Source organism: Wenyingzhuangia gracilariae, assembly GCF_056387575.1.
On record NZ_CM150748.1, the window covers coordinates 2,066,470 to 2,083,761 of the forward strand.

Annotated in this window: 17 protein-coding genes; 4 read left to right on the forward strand and 13 right to left on the reverse strand. The window is 32.7% G+C overall.

All coding sequences use genetic code 11. The annotated features are described in order from the left end of the window. Positions 1-11: 11 nt before the first annotated feature. The 6 genes from ACY2IJ_RS09040 to ACY2IJ_RS09065 form a co-directional block, all read right to left on the reverse strand. Positions 12-455, reverse strand: coding sequence for a hypothetical protein (locus ACY2IJ_RS09040; RefSeq protein ID WP_476724036.1), 444 nt, complete (start codon positions 453-455; stop codon positions 12-14). Between the two features lie 90 nt (positions 456-545). Beyond that, entirely contained in the window at positions 546-1,706 is a 1,161-nt protein-coding gene (locus tag ACY2IJ_RS09045) for a metal ABC transporter permease (protein ID WP_476724037.1), read from the reverse strand. After that, a complete protein-coding gene (locus tag ACY2IJ_RS09050) occupies positions 1,703-2,815 on the reverse strand; it encodes a metal ABC transporter permease (protein ID WP_476724038.1) in 1,113 nt (370 codons plus the stop codon). The genes ACY2IJ_RS09045 and ACY2IJ_RS09050 overlap by 4 nt, the downstream gene beginning before the upstream one ends. Beyond that, complete coding sequence (locus tag ACY2IJ_RS09055; RefSeq protein ID WP_476724039.1) at positions 2,812-3,558, reverse strand: metal ABC transporter ATP-binding protein; 747 nt, start codon at positions 3,556-3,558, stop codon at positions 2,812-2,814. The genes ACY2IJ_RS09050 and ACY2IJ_RS09055 overlap by 4 nt, the downstream gene beginning before the upstream one ends. Before the next feature lie 214 nt (positions 3,559-3,772). Next, entirely contained in the window at positions 3,773-4,687 is a 915-nt protein-coding gene (locus ACY2IJ_RS09060; protein WP_476724040.1) for a metal ABC transporter solute-binding protein, Zn/Mn family, read from the reverse strand. Between the two features lie 5 nt (positions 4,688-4,692). Then, positions 4,693-5,361 carry a metal-dependent transcriptional regulator gene (locus tag ACY2IJ_RS09065; protein ID WP_476724041.1) on the reverse strand — a complete coding sequence of 223 codons (669 nt, stop codon included), beginning with the start codon at positions 5,359-5,361 and terminating at the stop codon, positions 4,693-4,695. A 106-nt stretch (positions 5,362-5,467) separates the two neighbouring features. On the opposite strand from ACY2IJ_RS09065, the gene ACY2IJ_RS09070 reads away from it, so the two are divergent. After that, entirely contained in the window at positions 5,468-7,777 is a 2,310-nt protein-coding gene (locus ACY2IJ_RS09070) for a TonB-dependent receptor (RefSeq protein ID WP_476724042.1), read from the forward strand. Positions 7,778-7,836: 59 nt separating this feature from the next. On the opposite strand, the gene ACY2IJ_RS09075 is transcribed toward ACY2IJ_RS09070, so the two are convergent. The 3 genes from ACY2IJ_RS09075 to ACY2IJ_RS09085 form a co-directional block, all read right to left on the reverse strand. Continuing rightward, entirely contained in the window at positions 7,837-8,736 is a 900-nt protein-coding gene (locus tag ACY2IJ_RS09075; RefSeq protein WP_476724043.1) for a GTP-binding protein, read from the reverse strand. Positions 8,737-8,740: 4 nt separating this feature from the next. Continuing rightward, positions 8,741-9,274: a molybdopterin adenylyltransferase gene (gene mog / locus ACY2IJ_RS09080; RefSeq protein WP_476724044.1), complete on the reverse strand. Its 534-nt coding sequence runs from the start codon at positions 9,272-9,274 to the stop codon at positions 8,741-8,743. 61 nt (positions 9,275-9,335) lie between these two features. Continuing rightward, entirely contained in the window at positions 9,336-9,737 is a 402-nt protein-coding gene (locus ACY2IJ_RS09085) for a MerC domain-containing protein (protein ID WP_476724045.1), read from the reverse strand. Positions 9,738-10,164: 427 nt separating this feature from the next. Between ACY2IJ_RS09085 and recA the strand changes: the two genes are divergently transcribed. Continuing rightward, complete coding sequence (recA, locus tag ACY2IJ_RS09090; protein ID WP_476724046.1) at positions 10,165-11,184, forward strand: recombinase RecA; 1,020 nt, start codon at positions 10,165-10,167, stop codon at positions 11,182-11,184. An 82-nt stretch (positions 11,185-11,266) separates the two neighbouring features. Here the strand turns inward: recA and ACY2IJ_RS09095 are convergent, their stop codons facing one another. Genes ACY2IJ_RS09095 through ACY2IJ_RS09105 form a run of 3 tightly spaced genes read right to left on the reverse strand, consistent with a single transcriptional unit; the run spans position 11,267 to position 13,878 of the window. Continuing rightward, positions 11,267-11,827 carry a porin family protein gene (locus tag ACY2IJ_RS09095; RefSeq protein ID WP_476724047.1) on the reverse strand — a complete coding sequence of 187 codons (561 nt, stop codon included), beginning with the start codon at positions 11,825-11,827 and terminating at the stop codon, positions 11,267-11,269. A 59-nt stretch (positions 11,828-11,886) separates the two neighbouring features. Beyond that, the gene (locus ACY2IJ_RS09100) at positions 11,887-13,299 is read right to left on the reverse strand and encodes a PAS domain-containing sensor histidine kinase (protein ID WP_476724048.1); all 1,413 of its coding nucleotides are present in this window, start codon (positions 13,297-13,299) and stop codon (positions 11,887-11,889) included. A 3-nt stretch (positions 13,300-13,302) separates the two neighbouring features. Continuing rightward, positions 13,303-13,878, reverse strand: coding sequence for a DUF4202 domain-containing protein (locus tag ACY2IJ_RS09105; RefSeq protein ID WP_476724049.1), 576 nt, complete (start codon positions 13,876-13,878; stop codon positions 13,303-13,305). A 199-nt stretch (positions 13,879-14,077) separates the two neighbouring features. Here ACY2IJ_RS09105 and ACY2IJ_RS09110 point away from each other — a divergent pair, with 199 nt between their 5' ends. Further along, entirely contained in the window at positions 14,078-14,746 is a 669-nt protein-coding gene (locus tag ACY2IJ_RS09110) for a response regulator (RefSeq protein WP_476724050.1), read from the forward strand. Positions 14,747-14,803: 57 nt separating this feature from the next. After that, positions 14,804-16,339, forward strand: coding sequence for a YifB family Mg chelatase-like AAA ATPase (locus ACY2IJ_RS09115; RefSeq protein ID WP_476724051.1), 1,536 nt, complete (start codon positions 14,804-14,806; stop codon positions 16,337-16,339). 2 nt (positions 16,340-16,341) lie between these two features. Here the strand turns inward: ACY2IJ_RS09115 and ACY2IJ_RS09120 are convergent, their stop codons facing one another. Further along, a complete protein-coding gene (locus ACY2IJ_RS09120; RefSeq protein ID WP_476724052.1) occupies positions 16,342-17,184 on the reverse strand; it encodes a DMT family transporter in 843 nt (280 codons plus the stop codon). Positions 17,185-17,292: the final 108 nt, after the last annotated feature.

Here is a 17,292-nt window from a genome sequence, read left to right on the forward strand (position 1 = left end):
GTTTCTAAACCTTACTCTTTTTTAGATGTATTTACTCTTTTTATTTCTTCTGTAAACACATCTAAACTTGTATTTTTCTGCACAAGTTCTACAGCTTTTTTTACTACTTGTTCGTGTGTAGATAAAGGAAAACCAATTCCTACAGCTAATTTTTCTAATAATTTTACAGACAATTCATAAGATGCTTTATCTACCAACAGCATGTCTGTAAGCTTGAACAATCTTTCTATTCTTTCCTCGTAATTAGACGGTGGATTCATAGGATATTGTTCTGGTTTTCTAATAATACTCCTATAAGCTAAATCACTAATATTTAACTCTGCCTTAATTTTTTTAATCAGCTTAATTTCATCTCTATTTAGCTTTCCATCAGATTTTGCAATCTTTACAATATTTGCTAAATGACCTCTATTTTTCTTTTGTGTTCCGCTAAGGAAAATATTTAGTATTGACATATTTTTTGTTTTTTTATAACGTTGTTTCTTAAAAATAAGTTTTTAAACTCACTTTTACAACTCCAAAAAACATACCAGCTTCCTACAAAATTATCCTCTAAACAAAAAGAAGTTTTGCTTAACTCCTTCTAATTCAGAGTTTTTATTATCTGATATATAAGAAACTGCCTTGTTTGTAAATTCAGCTCCTTTTGTTGTTAAGCTAACAATTTCACCATCAATTTCAATCATATTATTTTGCTTAGCTAATTTTAATACTTTTTTAGCTCTTTGTACACTCCAATTAATATGCTCTTGCAAATGATTTATATTACGTTCTTTTTCTTCTTCATGATTGGCTATGTGCAACAAAAATACTAGCAGGGCTACTTCTGTTTTTTGTTGCTTAATTTTATACCATTGCGAAACATATCCTTTATTAGGAGCAAATAAGTATACTCCAAAAAAAAGAACTCCCAGAACAGTTGCAATAGTACCAGCAATAGAAGCATTAATAGCATGCGCACACCAATATCCGGTTATAGAGGCAAATACCCCAACCAAACAGGCACCTACCATCATTTTTTTTAAATTGTCTGTAAGTAAATACACGCAAGCTGCTGGCACAATCATAAATGCAACTACCAAAACAGCTCCAATTGCATCAAATGCTCCAACCGTTGTTACCGATGACACAGTCATTAATCCATAATGAATTCCAATAGGAGTAAACCCTAAAGAAGCTGCCAATCCAGAATCAAACGTGGCTACTTTTAATTCTTTATAAAACAACAAAAGCAAACTTATGGTTAGTGTTAAAATTCCTCCTATCATCCACAAAGATTTTGGTCCCATATCTACTCCAGCATAAAACCACCTATCAAAAGGAGCAAAAGCAACCTCACCTAACAAAACCGCATCTACATCCAAATGCACATCTCCAGCATTTTTAGCAATGAGTATAACCCCCACACTAAATAAAGAAGGAAACACCAAACCAATGGCCGTATCTTCTTTTACCAAACCTGTTTTTTGAATGTATTCTACCAACACCACTGTTAAAACTCCTGTAAGTGTTGCCATCAAAATTAATAGAGGTGACGCTAGATCTTGAGTGATAAAAAAACCGATCACAATTCCTGGTAATATAGAATGACTAATTGCATCGCTAATTAAGGCCATTTTTCTTAACACTAAAAATACCCCAGGCAATGCACAAGTAATGGCCACCAAACTTAATATGATTTGTATTTCTATTTGTGGATTTGTCATATTTGTTGACTATATAGGTTTTTAGCAACTTGATATCCTTTTTCTGTTAAAGACCAATCGCTTTTATTTAATAAAATCAAATCTTCGGACTGCAATCTTTTTAAGCTTTTACGGGAGTATCCTTGAAAATTATTTAACAACTGTATTTTGTGTGGATGAGAAATATTATCGTGGGTTTTTACAATATCGTACATAAAAGACAGTGTTTTCATCAACTTTAAATCGTTCCTATTTTTCCACAATTTTATTTGCTTAAACAACAACCCTCTAATAGGCGAAAACACAAAAGATATCACTACAAATAACGTAGCTATTAACACAATTACAGGACCTGTAGACAAGTTGTTTGCACTGGCACTAATTGCGGTTCCTAGCACCCCAGAAAAAGCACCAAACAAACCTGCCAACACAACCATTTTAGACAAACTATTGGTCCATTGTCTTGCCGCAGCAGCGGGTGCCAATAACATCGCACTCATTAACACCACCCCAACTGTTTGCAACCCCATTACAATGGCAATTACAATAAAAGAGGTAATTAATGTATTTATAAACTTTACATTAAACCCTAGTGTTGTGGTATAATCAGCATCAAAAAGCACCATTTTAAATTCTTTCCAAAACACAATCACAATAAGCAATGCTACCCCTGTTAACACAGACATTAACCAAACATCTGCTGCTAACAATGTAGCCGCTTGTCCAAACAAGTATTTTTCTAACCCAGATTGATTTGCATTTGGTAATTTTTGAATATAAGTTAACAACAACATTCCAAAACCAAAAAAAGTTGACAATACAATCCCCAAAGCCGTATCAGACTTTAAATGAGTTTTAGAAATAATTCCTTTAATAAAAATAGCCGCCACCAAACCACTTAACAACGCACCTAATAACAAACCATTACTGTTTTTTACTCCTAAAACCAAAAACACAATGGCTATTCCAGGCAACGATGCATGAGAAATAGCATCGCCCAACAAACTTTGTTTTCTTAACACCGCAAAACTTCCCAACACCCCACAAACAGCTCCCAAAACAGCGGTTCCAAGAGTTATAATTTGCAAGGTATAATCTCTCATTAACAAATCTACATACTCCCTTATCATAACTTTCCTTCCGTAATACTGGTTTTGTAATTTATTCCATAGGTTTTGGTTAAATTATCATCATTAAAAATATCTGCCACAGGACCTGTAGCTATTTTTTTTACGTTTAAAAACGTTACCCAATCAAAATATTCTGGAACCGTTTGCAAATCATGATGCACTACAATTACTGTTTTCCCTGCTTTTCTTAATTCTTTTAAAATCTGTATAATGGCTTTTTCTGTAGTAGCATCTACTCCCTGAAAAGGTTCATCCATAAAATAAATGGCTGCATTTTGCACCAAAGCTCTAGCCAAAAAAATACGTTGTTGTTGCCCTCCAGACAATTGAGAAATTTGTCGGTTCTGAAACGGCAACATTCCTACTTTTTCCAAAGCCTCTAAAGCTTGCTTTTTTTGTTTTTGCCCTGGTCTTTTAATCCAACCTAAAGCACCATAAGTCCCCATCATTACCACATCTAAAGCAGTGGTCGGAAAATCCCAATCTACACTTCCTTTTTGCGGAACATAAGCCACCAAATCTCGTTGTTTTTTATAGGGTTTTCCATACACAGTTACAGATCCTGCCAAAGGTTTTATAATATCTAAAATAGATTTTAACAAGGTAGATTTTCCTGCTCCATTAGGCCCCACAATAGCCATTAACACTCCTTCTGGAATTTGCAAATCTATATCCCACAACACAGGTTTGTAGTTGTAAGCTACCGTTAAATCATCAATAGCTATGGCTATTTTTTGTTCCATAATTTTTGTTTTTGGGTGTTCCCCTTCCCAAAATTTCGGGAGGGTCGTGCTTTCCTTACTCGCTTTTAAAGACTCTCGACTCCGCCCGAGCACCTTTAAAGAGCTCAAACAGGCCAGTCAATCACTAACACAGTTTATAAAAAGAATATAATATTTATAGAATTATCTCAGTTCTCGACTTCGCTCGAACACCAAATTCTGTACTCCTCCATACCTACTTCAACGCATCCACAATCGTATTCACGTTGTATTTGTACATTCCTATATAATTTCCTGTTTCTTCGGTAAGATTTCCCAATGCATCAGAAAACAATTCTCCTCCAATAATTACTTCTTGCCCTTTAGATTTTACCGATGCCTGCAAAGCTTCTACCGTTCTTTTAGGCACAGAACTTTCAACAAAAATAGCCTTGACTTTATTTTGTATAATAAAATCAGAAATACGCTGCACATCTTTAACTCCAGCCTCTGTAGCTGTAGATAAACCTTGCAAACCCACCACCTCAAAATCAAACTCTTTTCCAAAATAAGAGAATGCATCATGTGCCGTTACTAAAATTCTTTTTTCCTTAGGCAACTCATCTATTTTGGTTTCCATTTCCTTTTTTAAATCCCTTAATCTTTTTGTGTAGGCCGTTCCGTTCTTAGCATACAATGCTGCATTTGTAGGATCTATTTTTATCAATTCGTTCACCAACAATTCAGAAATGCTCCTCCAATTGTCTATAGAAAACCATATATGCGGATCGTGAGAACTTGCAAATGCTTCTGAATTTATTATTTGCTCATGGTTTAAAAAATTTCCTAAAGCAATGGTTCTTTTTCCCATTGCATTCATTTTTTCAAACACATCTACCAACTTACCTTCTAAATGCAAACCATTATAGACTATTAAATCGGCTCCACTTAATTTGGCCACATCTCCTTCTGATGCTTTGTACAAGTGGGGATCTACACCTGCTCCCATAATTCCTTTTACATCTATAGCATCTCCTCCCAACGTTTTTACCAAATCGGTAATCATGGTAGTAGTGGTAACTACAGTAAACTTTTCGTTTTCTTTTTTAACTGTTGGTTTACAGGCCGAAAAACCAATTAACAACACCAACAATGAGCTTAGTTTTTTCATCTGTTTTAATCGTTTTGCTTTACGTATAAGTTGCTAGAGATTTGTTGCGATATAGATATTTTTTGTCCGTTAATTAAAAGCAACATAGAGTTATCAAAGTTCTCTTTATGCAACACCTTTATTTCTGCTCCTAGTTCAATATCGGCATTGTCTAAATACTTTAAAAATGCGCTAGAACTATCTTTTACTCCTACAATTTTACTTTCTTCATTTACTTTTAAAGTAGACAAAACCGTAACATTTCTTTTGATAAAATTCCCATCCTTATCCGGAATAGGGTCTCCATGTGGATCGTATCTAGGAAACTCTAAAAAAGCATCTAAACTATTGGTCAATTTTACCGATTTAACATGCTCTAGCTGCTCTGCCACTTCGTGAACCTCATCCCATTGAAAACCCAAATAACGAACCAAAAACACCTCCCAAAGTCTATGTTTACGGATGACATGTATGGCTATTTCTTTACCACTAGTAGTTAAAGAAACTCCTTGATATTTTACATAATTCACCAAATCTTTTTCGGCTAATTTTTTAACCATATCGGTTACCGATGAAGCTTTGGTTGCTAACTTTTCTGCTATTTTATTAGTACTTACCGCTTTGTTGCTCACAACAAACAAGCTATATATAGCCTTTAGGTAATTTTCTTCTGTTTGTGACAAATCAAATTTCATTATTACAAATATAGAAAAATTAACAACACATTGTTTTAAAATTATTTTTAGACAAGTCTAAAAATTTATATAGATTTACATAAATTATTTTATCCCTAAAACTAAAATGAAAAAAATAACATTTCTACTCTTGCTATTTACCTTTGTTTGTAATGCACAACAAACAATTCTTAAAGGAAAAGTAAATTGTAATGGAGTACCTGTGCTTGCCAATATTTCTATTAAAAATGAAACTAGCACTAGCACAAATATAGATGGGTTTTATGTTTTAAAAACCAAACAAACAAATCCTGTTGTTTTAGTAGAAGCTATCGGTTACAAAACTCAGGAAGTTTCATTATCATTATTAAATCAAAACAACAAAACAATAAACTTTGAACTTAAAGAAGATATTTTGGGCTTAGACAAAGTGGTTGTTACCGCCACAAGAGGTTATTTAAATCGCAAAAAAGCTCCGGTAATTGTAACCGTTACCGATGCCAAAGTTTTAGAAGCCACACAAGCTGTAAGTTTGTCTGAAGGCTTGAACTTTCAGCCAGGATTGCGAATGGAAACCAATTGCCAGAATTGTGGAACCTCCGAAGTAAAAATGAATGGTTTTGGAGGTTCTTATTCCCAAATTTTAATAGATAGTCGTCCTATTTTTAGCGCTTTAAATAGTGTTTACGGATTGGATCAAATTCCAGCAAACATTATTAAACAAATAGAAGTGGTTCGTGGTGGTGGTTCTGCTTTGTACGGTTCTAATGCCATTGCTGGAACCATTAACATCATCACAAAAGATCCATCGGAAAACAGTTTTAATATTGGGAGTAATTTGGCTTTGATTGGAGGAACATCCGAAGACAAAACTTTAATGTTTAACGGAACCGTAATTAATGAAGATTTTAACACAGGTATTGCACTTTTTGGAATGAAAAGAAATAGAGATGCTTATGATGCCGACAACGATGGTTTTTCTGAAATAACCAGTCTAGAAAACACTTCTTTTGGTTTAAAAGCCTTTACTAGACCTAACGACAGAAAAAAAATAACCGCTGAGTTTAATGCAAATAACGAGTACCGTAGAGGAGGGAACAAGTTGAATCTTCTTCCTTTTTTGGCAGACGTGACCGAACAAATAGAGTCTACCGTTGTTTCTGGAGGATTGACTTATGAATATTTAACTCCTAACAAACAAGATAATTATTCTACATACGCTTCTACCTCTGTTTCCAAAAACAAAAACTTTTATGGAGGAATGGCTGGTAACGAACAAACAGATGCAAACATTAAAGAAAGTATTGAAGGTTTTGGAAACTCTAAAGACATTACCTTTGTTACCGGAACGCAATACGCTCATAAATTCAACAATTTTTTAAACAATACAGGGACTTTTACAGGAGGTATAGAATACAAATACAACAATATTGATGATCGAAAAGAAAACCCAGATTTTGAACCTATTTTACAAACCACTCACATTCTTGGAATGTATGCACAACAAGAATGGATTGTTAACCATAAACTTAGAATTTTAGGAGGACTTAGAGCAGATATTCACAATTTAGCGGATGAATTTGTAGTCCTAAATCCTAGAGCAAATATTCTATACAGCATAAACAAAAATTTAAGATGGAGAACCAGCTATGCCAAAGGCTTTAGAGCTCCACAAATCTATGGTGAAGATGTACATGCAACATTAGCTGCTGGAGAAATTAGCAGAATTAGAAATGCAGAAGGATTAAAATCTGAAATATCGCATAGCTTTTTAACCTCCCTAGACTTTACAAAAGAATTAACCCACGGAGATTTTTCTTTGGTTACCGAATTCTTTTACACCAAATTAAACCACGCTTTTGCTTTAGAACAAGGAACAGAAACAACTCCAGATTCTAGTATTTTTGAATGGATTAGAAGCAACTCTTCAGGAGCCAAAGTATATGGAGTAAATATAGAAGCAAAATATGCCCCAAATCAAAAATGGTTAATCCAAACGGGTACTACCTTGCAAAGAGCTTTTTTTGATGAAAAAATAGCATGGTCAGAAAATCAGCCAAACGAGGCCACCACAAAATTTAATAAAACCCCTAATATTTACGCTAATTTTGTAACAACGTATGCTCCCGTAAAAGAGTTTCAAAATAACTTATCGGGAGTATTTACAGGCCCTATGTATGTTCAACATTTAGCTGGGTTTATTCCCAATGACAAGCTAGAAAAATCACCTGCTTTTTTTGAACTTAACTGGAAAAGTTCCTATCAGTTTTTTATCGATGATCATCAACATACGTATTTTGAAGTATCAGGAGGAATTCAAAATATATTTAACAGCTATCAAAGTGATTTTGATCAAGGAGTAGATAGAGATGTAACTTACATTTATGGACCACAAAGACCTAGAACTTTTTTTATAGGATTAAAATTTGGAATGTAATCCCGACATTTTTAACATAAAGTAAACTTCAATAGCAAATGCTATTGGAGTTTCTATTTTTAGTTCATCAAACTTTGATGAATCATTGTTTTAAGTAATGTAGGCTCACTACCAGGTCCAATAGTTAATAGTTTGGCCCCTGTAATAGGTTCTCCATTAAAAGACCTAACAAACACCTCTCCACTTGGGGTTCTTTCAAAATAAGTATATCCTTTTTCTTGCCCAATTATAGTACATCCTTTTATTCTAAGTATGCTTTTGGGTAGCTTTTTACAAATAGTATATATACTATCTACATTGGGCAAATTTGGTAAATCTACAGAACAAGAGGCCCAATGTGCTTTTTGATGTTCTAACTTTTGAGCAATGTTTTTAGAAGGTACATGCTCTGGCAAAAAATCAACCTCAATTTTATCCATAGTAGTAATTTGAGCCAAAGGATTTAACCTCTTCAAATCAGCCACAACAAGCTCTAATCTACTTTTAGAAATTTCATCAATATGAGTTAACACTATTAAAGACGATACTTGAACTTGACTGGCTTCCAACTCATTATGCTCTCCGCGTTTTTGCCAGTTTTTAACATCTACAACAGATATTTGTATGGGAGGCAAAAACTGCTCGTTTAACCCCACTCCTAAAAACTCCATTAAAGTACAAGCATCAGAGGTTCCGTTGGCTTCTATAAACGTAATTCCATTAGGCCGTTTTGGAATCCGATTGACATAATCTCTTAATTCATTAATTCCACTACAACAAATACAACTCCCTGTTAACGCTTTAATATGTTTGATGTCTACCTGCTTTAAAAACTGCTGAGCATCTATATATGCATTTTCATAATCATTGAGAATAATAAATGGATTCCATTCTTTTTTGTAAGAATGACTAACTAAATAATTTAACAATGTGGTTTTACCAGCTCCTAAAAAACCAACAATAGTAATAATAGCTTCCATTCTTTTATTTTTTCTTAGGTCTAAAAGGTTTTATCACCTCTTGATTACACTCTAAATAAGGACCTTCCATTAAATCTATACAATAAGGTATGGCAGGAAACACAGCATCTAAACATTCTCTTATAGACTTGGGTTTTCCGGGTAAATTAATTATTAAACTATTCCCTCTAAGTCCCGCTGTTTGTCTTGAAAGAATAGCCGTAGGTACATGTTTTAAAGATTCTGCTCTCATGAGCTCTCCAAAGCCAGGCATCATACGATCACACACAGTCTCAGTAGCTTCTGGAGTTACATCTCTCTTAGCGGGACCCGTACCTCCTGTGGTAATAACCAAACAACAATTTTGATTATCCACCATTTCTACTATGGATTTTTCAATCACGTCCTGCTCATCTGGAATAATTTTATATACTTTTTCCCAAGTAGATATTAAATAATCATGTAAGGTATCTATAATTGCTTTTCCGCTTATATCATCATAAATCCCTGCACTTGCCCTATCACTTATGGTAATTATTCCTATTTTAATGGCTGACATATATTATGTGTTTTTTCAATAGCTCTTAAAATATTTAAGTCTAAACTACATATTTTTCTTATTATCCATTTGCGCAGCATTTATTTACATTGCATTGGCAATACTTTTTATTGTATAGGTGCAATCCTATTAATGTTATTGCAGGTATATATATTATTTTCTCGTTTAAAGGGAACCATACTAATTTTTCATTTACAATTACCATAAACAACACCGTCCAACTAAACCAAAGAGCAGGTTTCATCCACATACTTGTGGTTGTTTGTGTACTACGATAAATAGCAAAACAAGAAATAACTAAAAAAAAATAATCTATAAACTTCCACCATGTTGGTACTCCATGGCTACATGCCAATGAACAACTTTGCACCATAAAAATAAAAGGTGTGGCAACACAATGCACTAGACATAAAGTACTTGCTATAGCACCTACATTGTCTGATTTTTGATTTGATAATATCATTAAAAATATTTATTACAACTAAGTTGCAATAATACACAAACACAGCTACAAATGCAACAACGATGCATTTAGAAAATTAAAAGAGTATTCTTCTTATGATCTACTTAAAATTTAACAGAAACCCATTCCACAATAAATACAAAACTTAGGACAATCATCTTAGGCATCCAAACAACAAGAATGTGTGTAATCAACCTGCACTTGTTTTTTTTATCTTTTGTATACTCATTTTTATCAGCACATAATTTTAAGAACAAAAAACACACAACCCCCCTTTAAAACAAAGGCTATTGATTTTATACACTAGTAAAAACAAACCATCTATTTAAAATAAAACCAAGCAAGCTAAAAAAGTTCTGTTTCGTTTTTTTACGTTGATAAATTCGTATTTTAGCTACCAATCATAATAACAAAATAAGGACTCATAATGGCAAAAGAGACAAACGAAAAAGAAGCTAAATTAAAAGCATTACAACTTACTTTAGACAAGTTAGACAAAACTTATGGTAAAGGTGCTGTAATGAAAATGGGAGAAATGGCTGTACAAGATGTAGAAGTAATTTCTTCTGGATCTTTAGGTTTAGATTTAGCTTTAGGTGTTGGAGGATATCCTAAAGGTCGTATTATTGAAATTTACGGGCCAGAATCTTCTGGTAAAACCACTTTAACTATTCACGCCATTGCAGAAGCACAAAAAGCGGGAGGAATTGCTGCTTTTATTGATGCAGAACATGCTTTTGATCGTTTTTATGCAGAAAACTTAGGAGTTGATATTGACAATTTAATTATATCTCAACCAGATCATGGAGAGCAAGCTTTAGAAATTGCAGAAAACCTAATACGCTCTGGTGCTATTGACATTATTGTAATTGACTCTGTAGCTGCTTTAACTCCTAAAAGTGAAATTGAAGGAGAAATGGGAGATTCTAAAATGGGATTGCACGCTCGTTTAATGTCTCAGGCTTTACGTAAATTAACAGGAACTATTAGCAAAACAAACTGTACGGTTATTTTTATCAACCAGTTGCGTGATAAAATTGGGGTAATGTTTGGAAACCCTGAAACAACAACAGGAGGAAATGCCTTAAAGTTTTACGCTTCTGTTCGTGTAGATATTAGAAGAAGAACACAATTAAAAGATGGAGATACTGTAATAGGAAACTCTACCAAAGTTAAAATTGTAAAAAACAAAGTAGCTCCGCCATTCCAACAAGCTGAATTTGACATAATGTATGGAGAAGGAATTTCTAAAGTTGGTGAAATTTTAGATATTGGTGTAAACTATGGAATTATTAAAAAAAGTGGTTCTTGGTTTAGCTACGGTGATACCAAATTAGGACAAGGTAGAGATGCTGTAAAAGGATTGATTAAAGACAATCCTGAATTGGCAGAAGAACTAGAAGCAAAAATTATTGAGGCTATTAAAAATCCAGAAGGAGAAGAATAAGCCATACAAACACACGTTATTAAAAAGCTCACTAAAACATGGTTTTAGTGAGCTTTTATTTTCTACTTTAACTTCTAAAAAATTAAAGATTAATACCTACAAATGCTTGATACATGGTATTAAAAGCATCCGTATTTTTGTAAGCCGAAGTTAATCCGTGGTAATACCTTACCCCAATAGTAATTCCTGGATTAATTGCAATTCCAATTCCTCCATTAATTCCCAAATCAAACGTATTTGGAGTTGTAGTTTCTGTAGTAGAACCAAAAATCAAATCTGTTTCTTCTTTTTTATTAATATTTACTGCAAACTGAGGTCCAACTTCTATATACAAAGGTTTTGCTACATAACCTTTAAACATTAATGGAACTTGAATATAATCCATTTTTACCGTACTAGCTGCACCATCTTTAAATCCTAATTGTGAATAAATAATTTCAGGCTGAAAAGATACATTTTCTGTTATAGGGTGCTCTCCATAAACACCAATATGAAATCCATTTCTATGATCTACATCATTATCCGCTTTTAGAGAAGACAAATTGTAACCAGCTTTTATTCCAAAATAAGATTCTTTTTCATGTTGTTGAGCAAATGCCATAGTTCCTACAAACAACATAATTGATAAAATTTTACCTTTCATACTATTAAATTTTATGGGTTAGTATGTTTTGTTTTCCAAAAAACATACCAAATCAATATTTACTTTTCTATAGGCACCACAATATGAACGGTAGTTCCTTTGTTTTTTTCTGATGATATTCTTAACTCTCCTCCAATATAGTTAACACGCTCTTTCATAAACCTTAATCCATTTCCTGTTCCTTCTGCGGTATTAGAAACATTCTTTGTATCAAAACCTACTCCTCTGTCTTCTACTTTAATTTTTAAATAAGAATCTGTGTGGTCTAGAGTTATTAATATGTGTTCAGACTCCGAGTATTTTAATGCATTGTTTACAGCCTCTTGCACAACTCTATAAATATTTACCTCTACATTAGTTTCTAACCTCTTATCAAACTCCGATACGTTTTCATATAGCACTTTATGCCCGGTAAAGTTGCCTACCATATTGCTCATTTTTCGAATTGCAGAAGCAACTCCATGATCTGTTAATTCTGGCGGAGCTAAACTAAACGTAACCGCTCTAACGTCTTTAATTAATTGACCAAACACCTCTTTTAAAGACAATAAACTTTCCTCTGCTTTTGTTTGGTTTGTTAAATCAATTCCATCAATACTAAAACGCAAAGCCGTTAACATTTGCCCAATTCCATCGTGTATATCTTTCGCAATACGTTTACGTTCATCTTCCTGAGCTGTCATAATTTGTTGCGACAAATCTTTTTGAGACTGTACCTCTGCTACAAATTTATTTCTACTAACTCTTTGCATTTCTAAACCTGCGTGTTTACGTTTGGTAATATCATGACACACAATTAACCTACGCTTAGAATTTTTAAGATTGTCCATATTAATAATAGACATTTCTATCCAAAACACATCTCCTCTGTGGTTGGTTAATCTAAGTTCTTTGTTTACTAATTCTCCAGTAGCGGTGCTTAATATTTTACGAATTTTATGATGTTGATTGTGTTTGTATGTTAAAACTTCTTCAAACTTTCTAAAGGTTAAATCTTCGTTATGCCCTAAATACTCTTCAAATTTTTTACTGATATAAGCAATTCTATTCTCATCGGTTATGGTAGCATATAACACGGCATTGTTCACCGCAAAATTTAATTCTCTAAAACGCAGTAAAGTGTTTTCTCTAGAAGACAAAGGCCTATCTGTATTATGAACATTGTTTTTAATGGCTAACAAATCTGTAATTAAATCTAAATAACTAATATAGGTAGGCCTAATTAACTTGAACAAAATCCAACCTAAATACCCTAAAACAAAAACCGAAATTAAGGCTAAATTTATTTTTAAATTGTTAACATCTTCCTTGGTCATTAAGACCGTATTTTCTTCGGACAATTGATTTTGTATGACATAACTCAATACAATTACAATCACAAACAACAGAAAAAAGGCTCCTGAAATTTTAGATCTTCTTTTTTGTAAAATTGATCGTTCTCTATCCGATAAATACGTATCTAACAACCCCATAGTTTATGCTAATGCTTTTTGTACCAATGCCAATCCTGTTGATGAAAATGGCAATTGCAATGCTGCATTATGACCTTTTTCAGACATTTTAGCCCATGTTTTTTGAACAATATCTATTATTTTTTCTTCACTGTGTTTACTTGCAAACTCATCAAAATAATACTCTAAAAAAACCAAACAAATTACATCTTCTATAGCTTGTGTTAATTCATTTTTTTTCAGTTGTTTTTTTAACAACATCATTTTTACCTCCTCAATTAAATCGTTATCATACCCTACAGAACTTAAAATTTCTTCTGCTTTTTGTGCATGTAATTTTTTCAACTCATTTCTCCATTTTAAATAACCAACTCTATCCATAGGATACTCTTTTCTAGGTATTTCCCATCTACAAATGTGTTGGCATCTGGCGGCTAATTTTAAAGACTCCGGAGCATCTGGTATAAACTTCTCCAATCTCTGTGTCATTCTTACCCCATATATATATTCTTTTGCAAATGTTTCCCCATTATACACTTCTGTATTAGGATCTTTTTTATTTGCTTTATCTATTAACTCTATAGCTTTCTGGTATTTCATAATTATTTATTTACGCTTAGCTTATTTACTTTTACAAATTTGATACTGCAAAGTTCGTTAAAAAACATACAAATTTTACTCTATTGTCAAAATAATAGCTAATTCGATCAAAAATTACGTAGATTTTTTTGTGTATTTACGTAATTTCGTTGTAGTTTTACGTAAAGTTTTATTAAGTATCTGATATTATATTATTTAAATGAATCAAATTAACATTCTACTGGTTGATGACCACTTACTTGTAAGAAATGGATTGCGTTCTTTACTAGAAAGTGAACCAAATTTTACGGTTGTTGGAGAGGGAACAAATGGGCAAGAAGGTGTTGATTTAACACTAGAATTAAATCCAGATATTTTAATTATTGATGTTAGAATGCCTATTATGAATGGTATTGAAGCTGTTGCCAAACTTTCTGAAATTGGTACAGCAACCAAATCAATAATTCTTTCTATGCACGATTCTGAAGAGTATATTTTAAAAGCAATCTCTGCAGGTGCAAGTGGCTATTTATTAAAAGACACAAACAAAGATGAATTTGTAAAAGCCATTACAAGTGTACATAACGGTGGAAAATACTTTAGTGGAGATACTACTGATGCTATTGTAAAAAGTTTAATTAACGGAACTAGTAACCCTGCTAGAATTAGCCCTATACAACAAACTAGCAATGCCGTTTCTAAATTAACCAAAAAAGAATCGGAGATTTTAGAATTTATTTTGAACGGTTTTACCAATTTAGAAATTGCTGAAAAATTAGGAAAGAGTAAACGAACCATAGAAACACACCGCTTTAACTTAATGAAAAAACTAGATGTAAAAAATCTTGTTGAACTATCTAAAAAAGCACAAGAATTAGGTTTTCTATAATTCCCAACCTACATCATATTATTTATTTTGATAACTTTAGTAAGAAATTAACTTGCTATGTTAGAAAAAGTATACGCTGCTGCCTTTTTGGGAGTTGATGCCACTATTATTACGATAGAAGTAAATATAGATAAAGGTATAGGATATCATTTGGTTGGATTGCCCGACAATGCTGTAAAAGAAAGTAATTTTAGAATTCATGCAGCTCTAAAAAACAACAACCTACATTTTCCTGGTAAAAAAATAACCATTAATATGGCTCCTGCAGATATGCGTAAAGAAGGAACCTCTTACGATGTTTCTTTAGCTGTAGGTATATTAGCAGCCTCAAAACAAGTAGATTCTCAAAAACTAAAGGAATACATTATAATGGGCGAACTGTCTTTAGACGGAAGCTTACAATCTATAAAAGGAGTATTACCCATTGCCATTGAAGCTAAAAAACAAGGATTTAAGGGAATTGTTTTGCCAGAAAAAAATGCTAAAGAAGCTGCTTTGATTGATGATTTTGAAGTTTATGGTTTAAAAAATTTAGATGAGGTACTTAATTTTTTAAACAATACGCAAACATTTACCCCTTTGCTATTTGACACCGAAAAGTATTTAAACGAAATTGAAAACAAATTTAGCTACGACTTTATGGATGTTAAAGGGCAAGAGTCCGTAAAAAGAGCTTTAGAAATTGCTGCTGCTGGCGGACACAATGTTTTACTAATAGGCCCACCAGGATCTGGTAAAACTATGCTAGCCAAAAGACTTCCTAGCATTCTTCCATCTATGTCTTTAAACGAAGCCATAGAAACCACTAAAATTCATTCCGTAGCAGGAAACACCAAAAACAAAGAAGGATTAATTTTAGAACGTCCCTTTAGATCACCACACCACACAGTTTCCGATGTTGCTTTGGTAGGAGGTGGACAATACCCACAACCCGGAGAAATTTCTTTAGCCCATAACGGAGTATTATTTCTAGATGAACTTCCTGAGTTTAAACGAAGTGTTTTAGAAGTAATGAGACAACCTTTGGAAGACAGAGAAGTTACTATTTCCAGAGCAAAATTTACCATTACCTACCCTAGTAGTTTTATGCTTATGGCAAGCATGAATCCATCTCCCAGCGGAGACTTTATTAATGATGATAACAAAATACAATCTTCCTCTTTAGAAGTTAAAAAGTATTTAAATAAAATTTCTGGTCCTTTGTTAGATAGAATTGACTTACACATAGAAGTAAACCCTGTTCCATTTGAAAAATTAAGCAATGAAATTCCTGCTGAGCCCAGCAAAAAAATAAAAGAAAGGGTTCAAAAAGCTAGAAACATTCAAACAGAACGATACAAAGACAAAAAAAACATTCACTACAATGCACAAATGGATGTAAAACAAATTAAACAATACTGTAAATTAAACGCCGAAACTAAAAATCTTCTAAAAAAAGCAATGGAATCATTCAATCTTTCTGCTAGAGCTTATGACAGAATTTTAAAGGTAAGTAGAACCATAGCCGATTTGGAAAATTCACAAAACATAGCTCCTCAACACATTGCAGAAGCCATACAATACAGAAGCTTAGATAGAGAACATTGGATTTAAAATCAACTATTTTTTCTTTTTAGATAAACATTGTAAATCAAACCAAACATAATTAACAAAACTCCTAAAAGAGTCCAAGCATTGTATATTTCTCCAAACCAAAAAGCTCCTATTAAAATCATAAAAACAACTTCTAAATATTTTAATGGTGCAATAATGTTTGTTTCATAAGATTGAAATGCTTTTGTTAAATACAATTGCCCCACATAACCAAACACACCTAAACTTAATAGCAATATCCATTCTATTAAATTAGGTTGTTTCCACCTACCAATAGACATTACACCTCCAAAAATAAATGCCATTGCCATAAAATAATTAATAATTACTAACGAATTTTCTGAGTTTCCTATTTTACGAATTAATACAAAAATTATCCCTAAAAATATTGCTGACAACATAATTAAAATTAAACCTACAGAATTTACATCTACTCCAAAGCCTTTAATAATGACAACTCCAACAAACGCTATTACAAACAAAAGCCACTGCAAAGGTTTTATTTTTTCTTTTAAAAAAAGAAATGCAAAAATTGCTGCAAAAATTGGTGATGTATACCTTAACGAAACCGCAGTTCCTAATGATAAATAATTTAAAGACTCAAAAAAACAAGTTAAAGAAATTACACCTGAAAGCCCCCTAAGGAGTAACCATTTTTTTTGATTTCCTAAAATTGGTATTTTTTGTTTTATGATTAGCGGAATTACAAAACACAATGTTCCTATAGACCTAAAAAACACAATTTGATAAGCACTAAAATCATTTAAATATTTTGCAACAGCATTCATAAACGAAAATGCTACAACGCTAAAAACCATATATAAAATTGCTTTGGAGCCTTTCATAAACAAATACTTTACTACTTAAAAAGTGTTAGAGCTTATAAAAATAGTATTAATAGGTTTTAAACCATGCTTACAAGCATGTAAATATCTAAAATTAACAGAAAACCT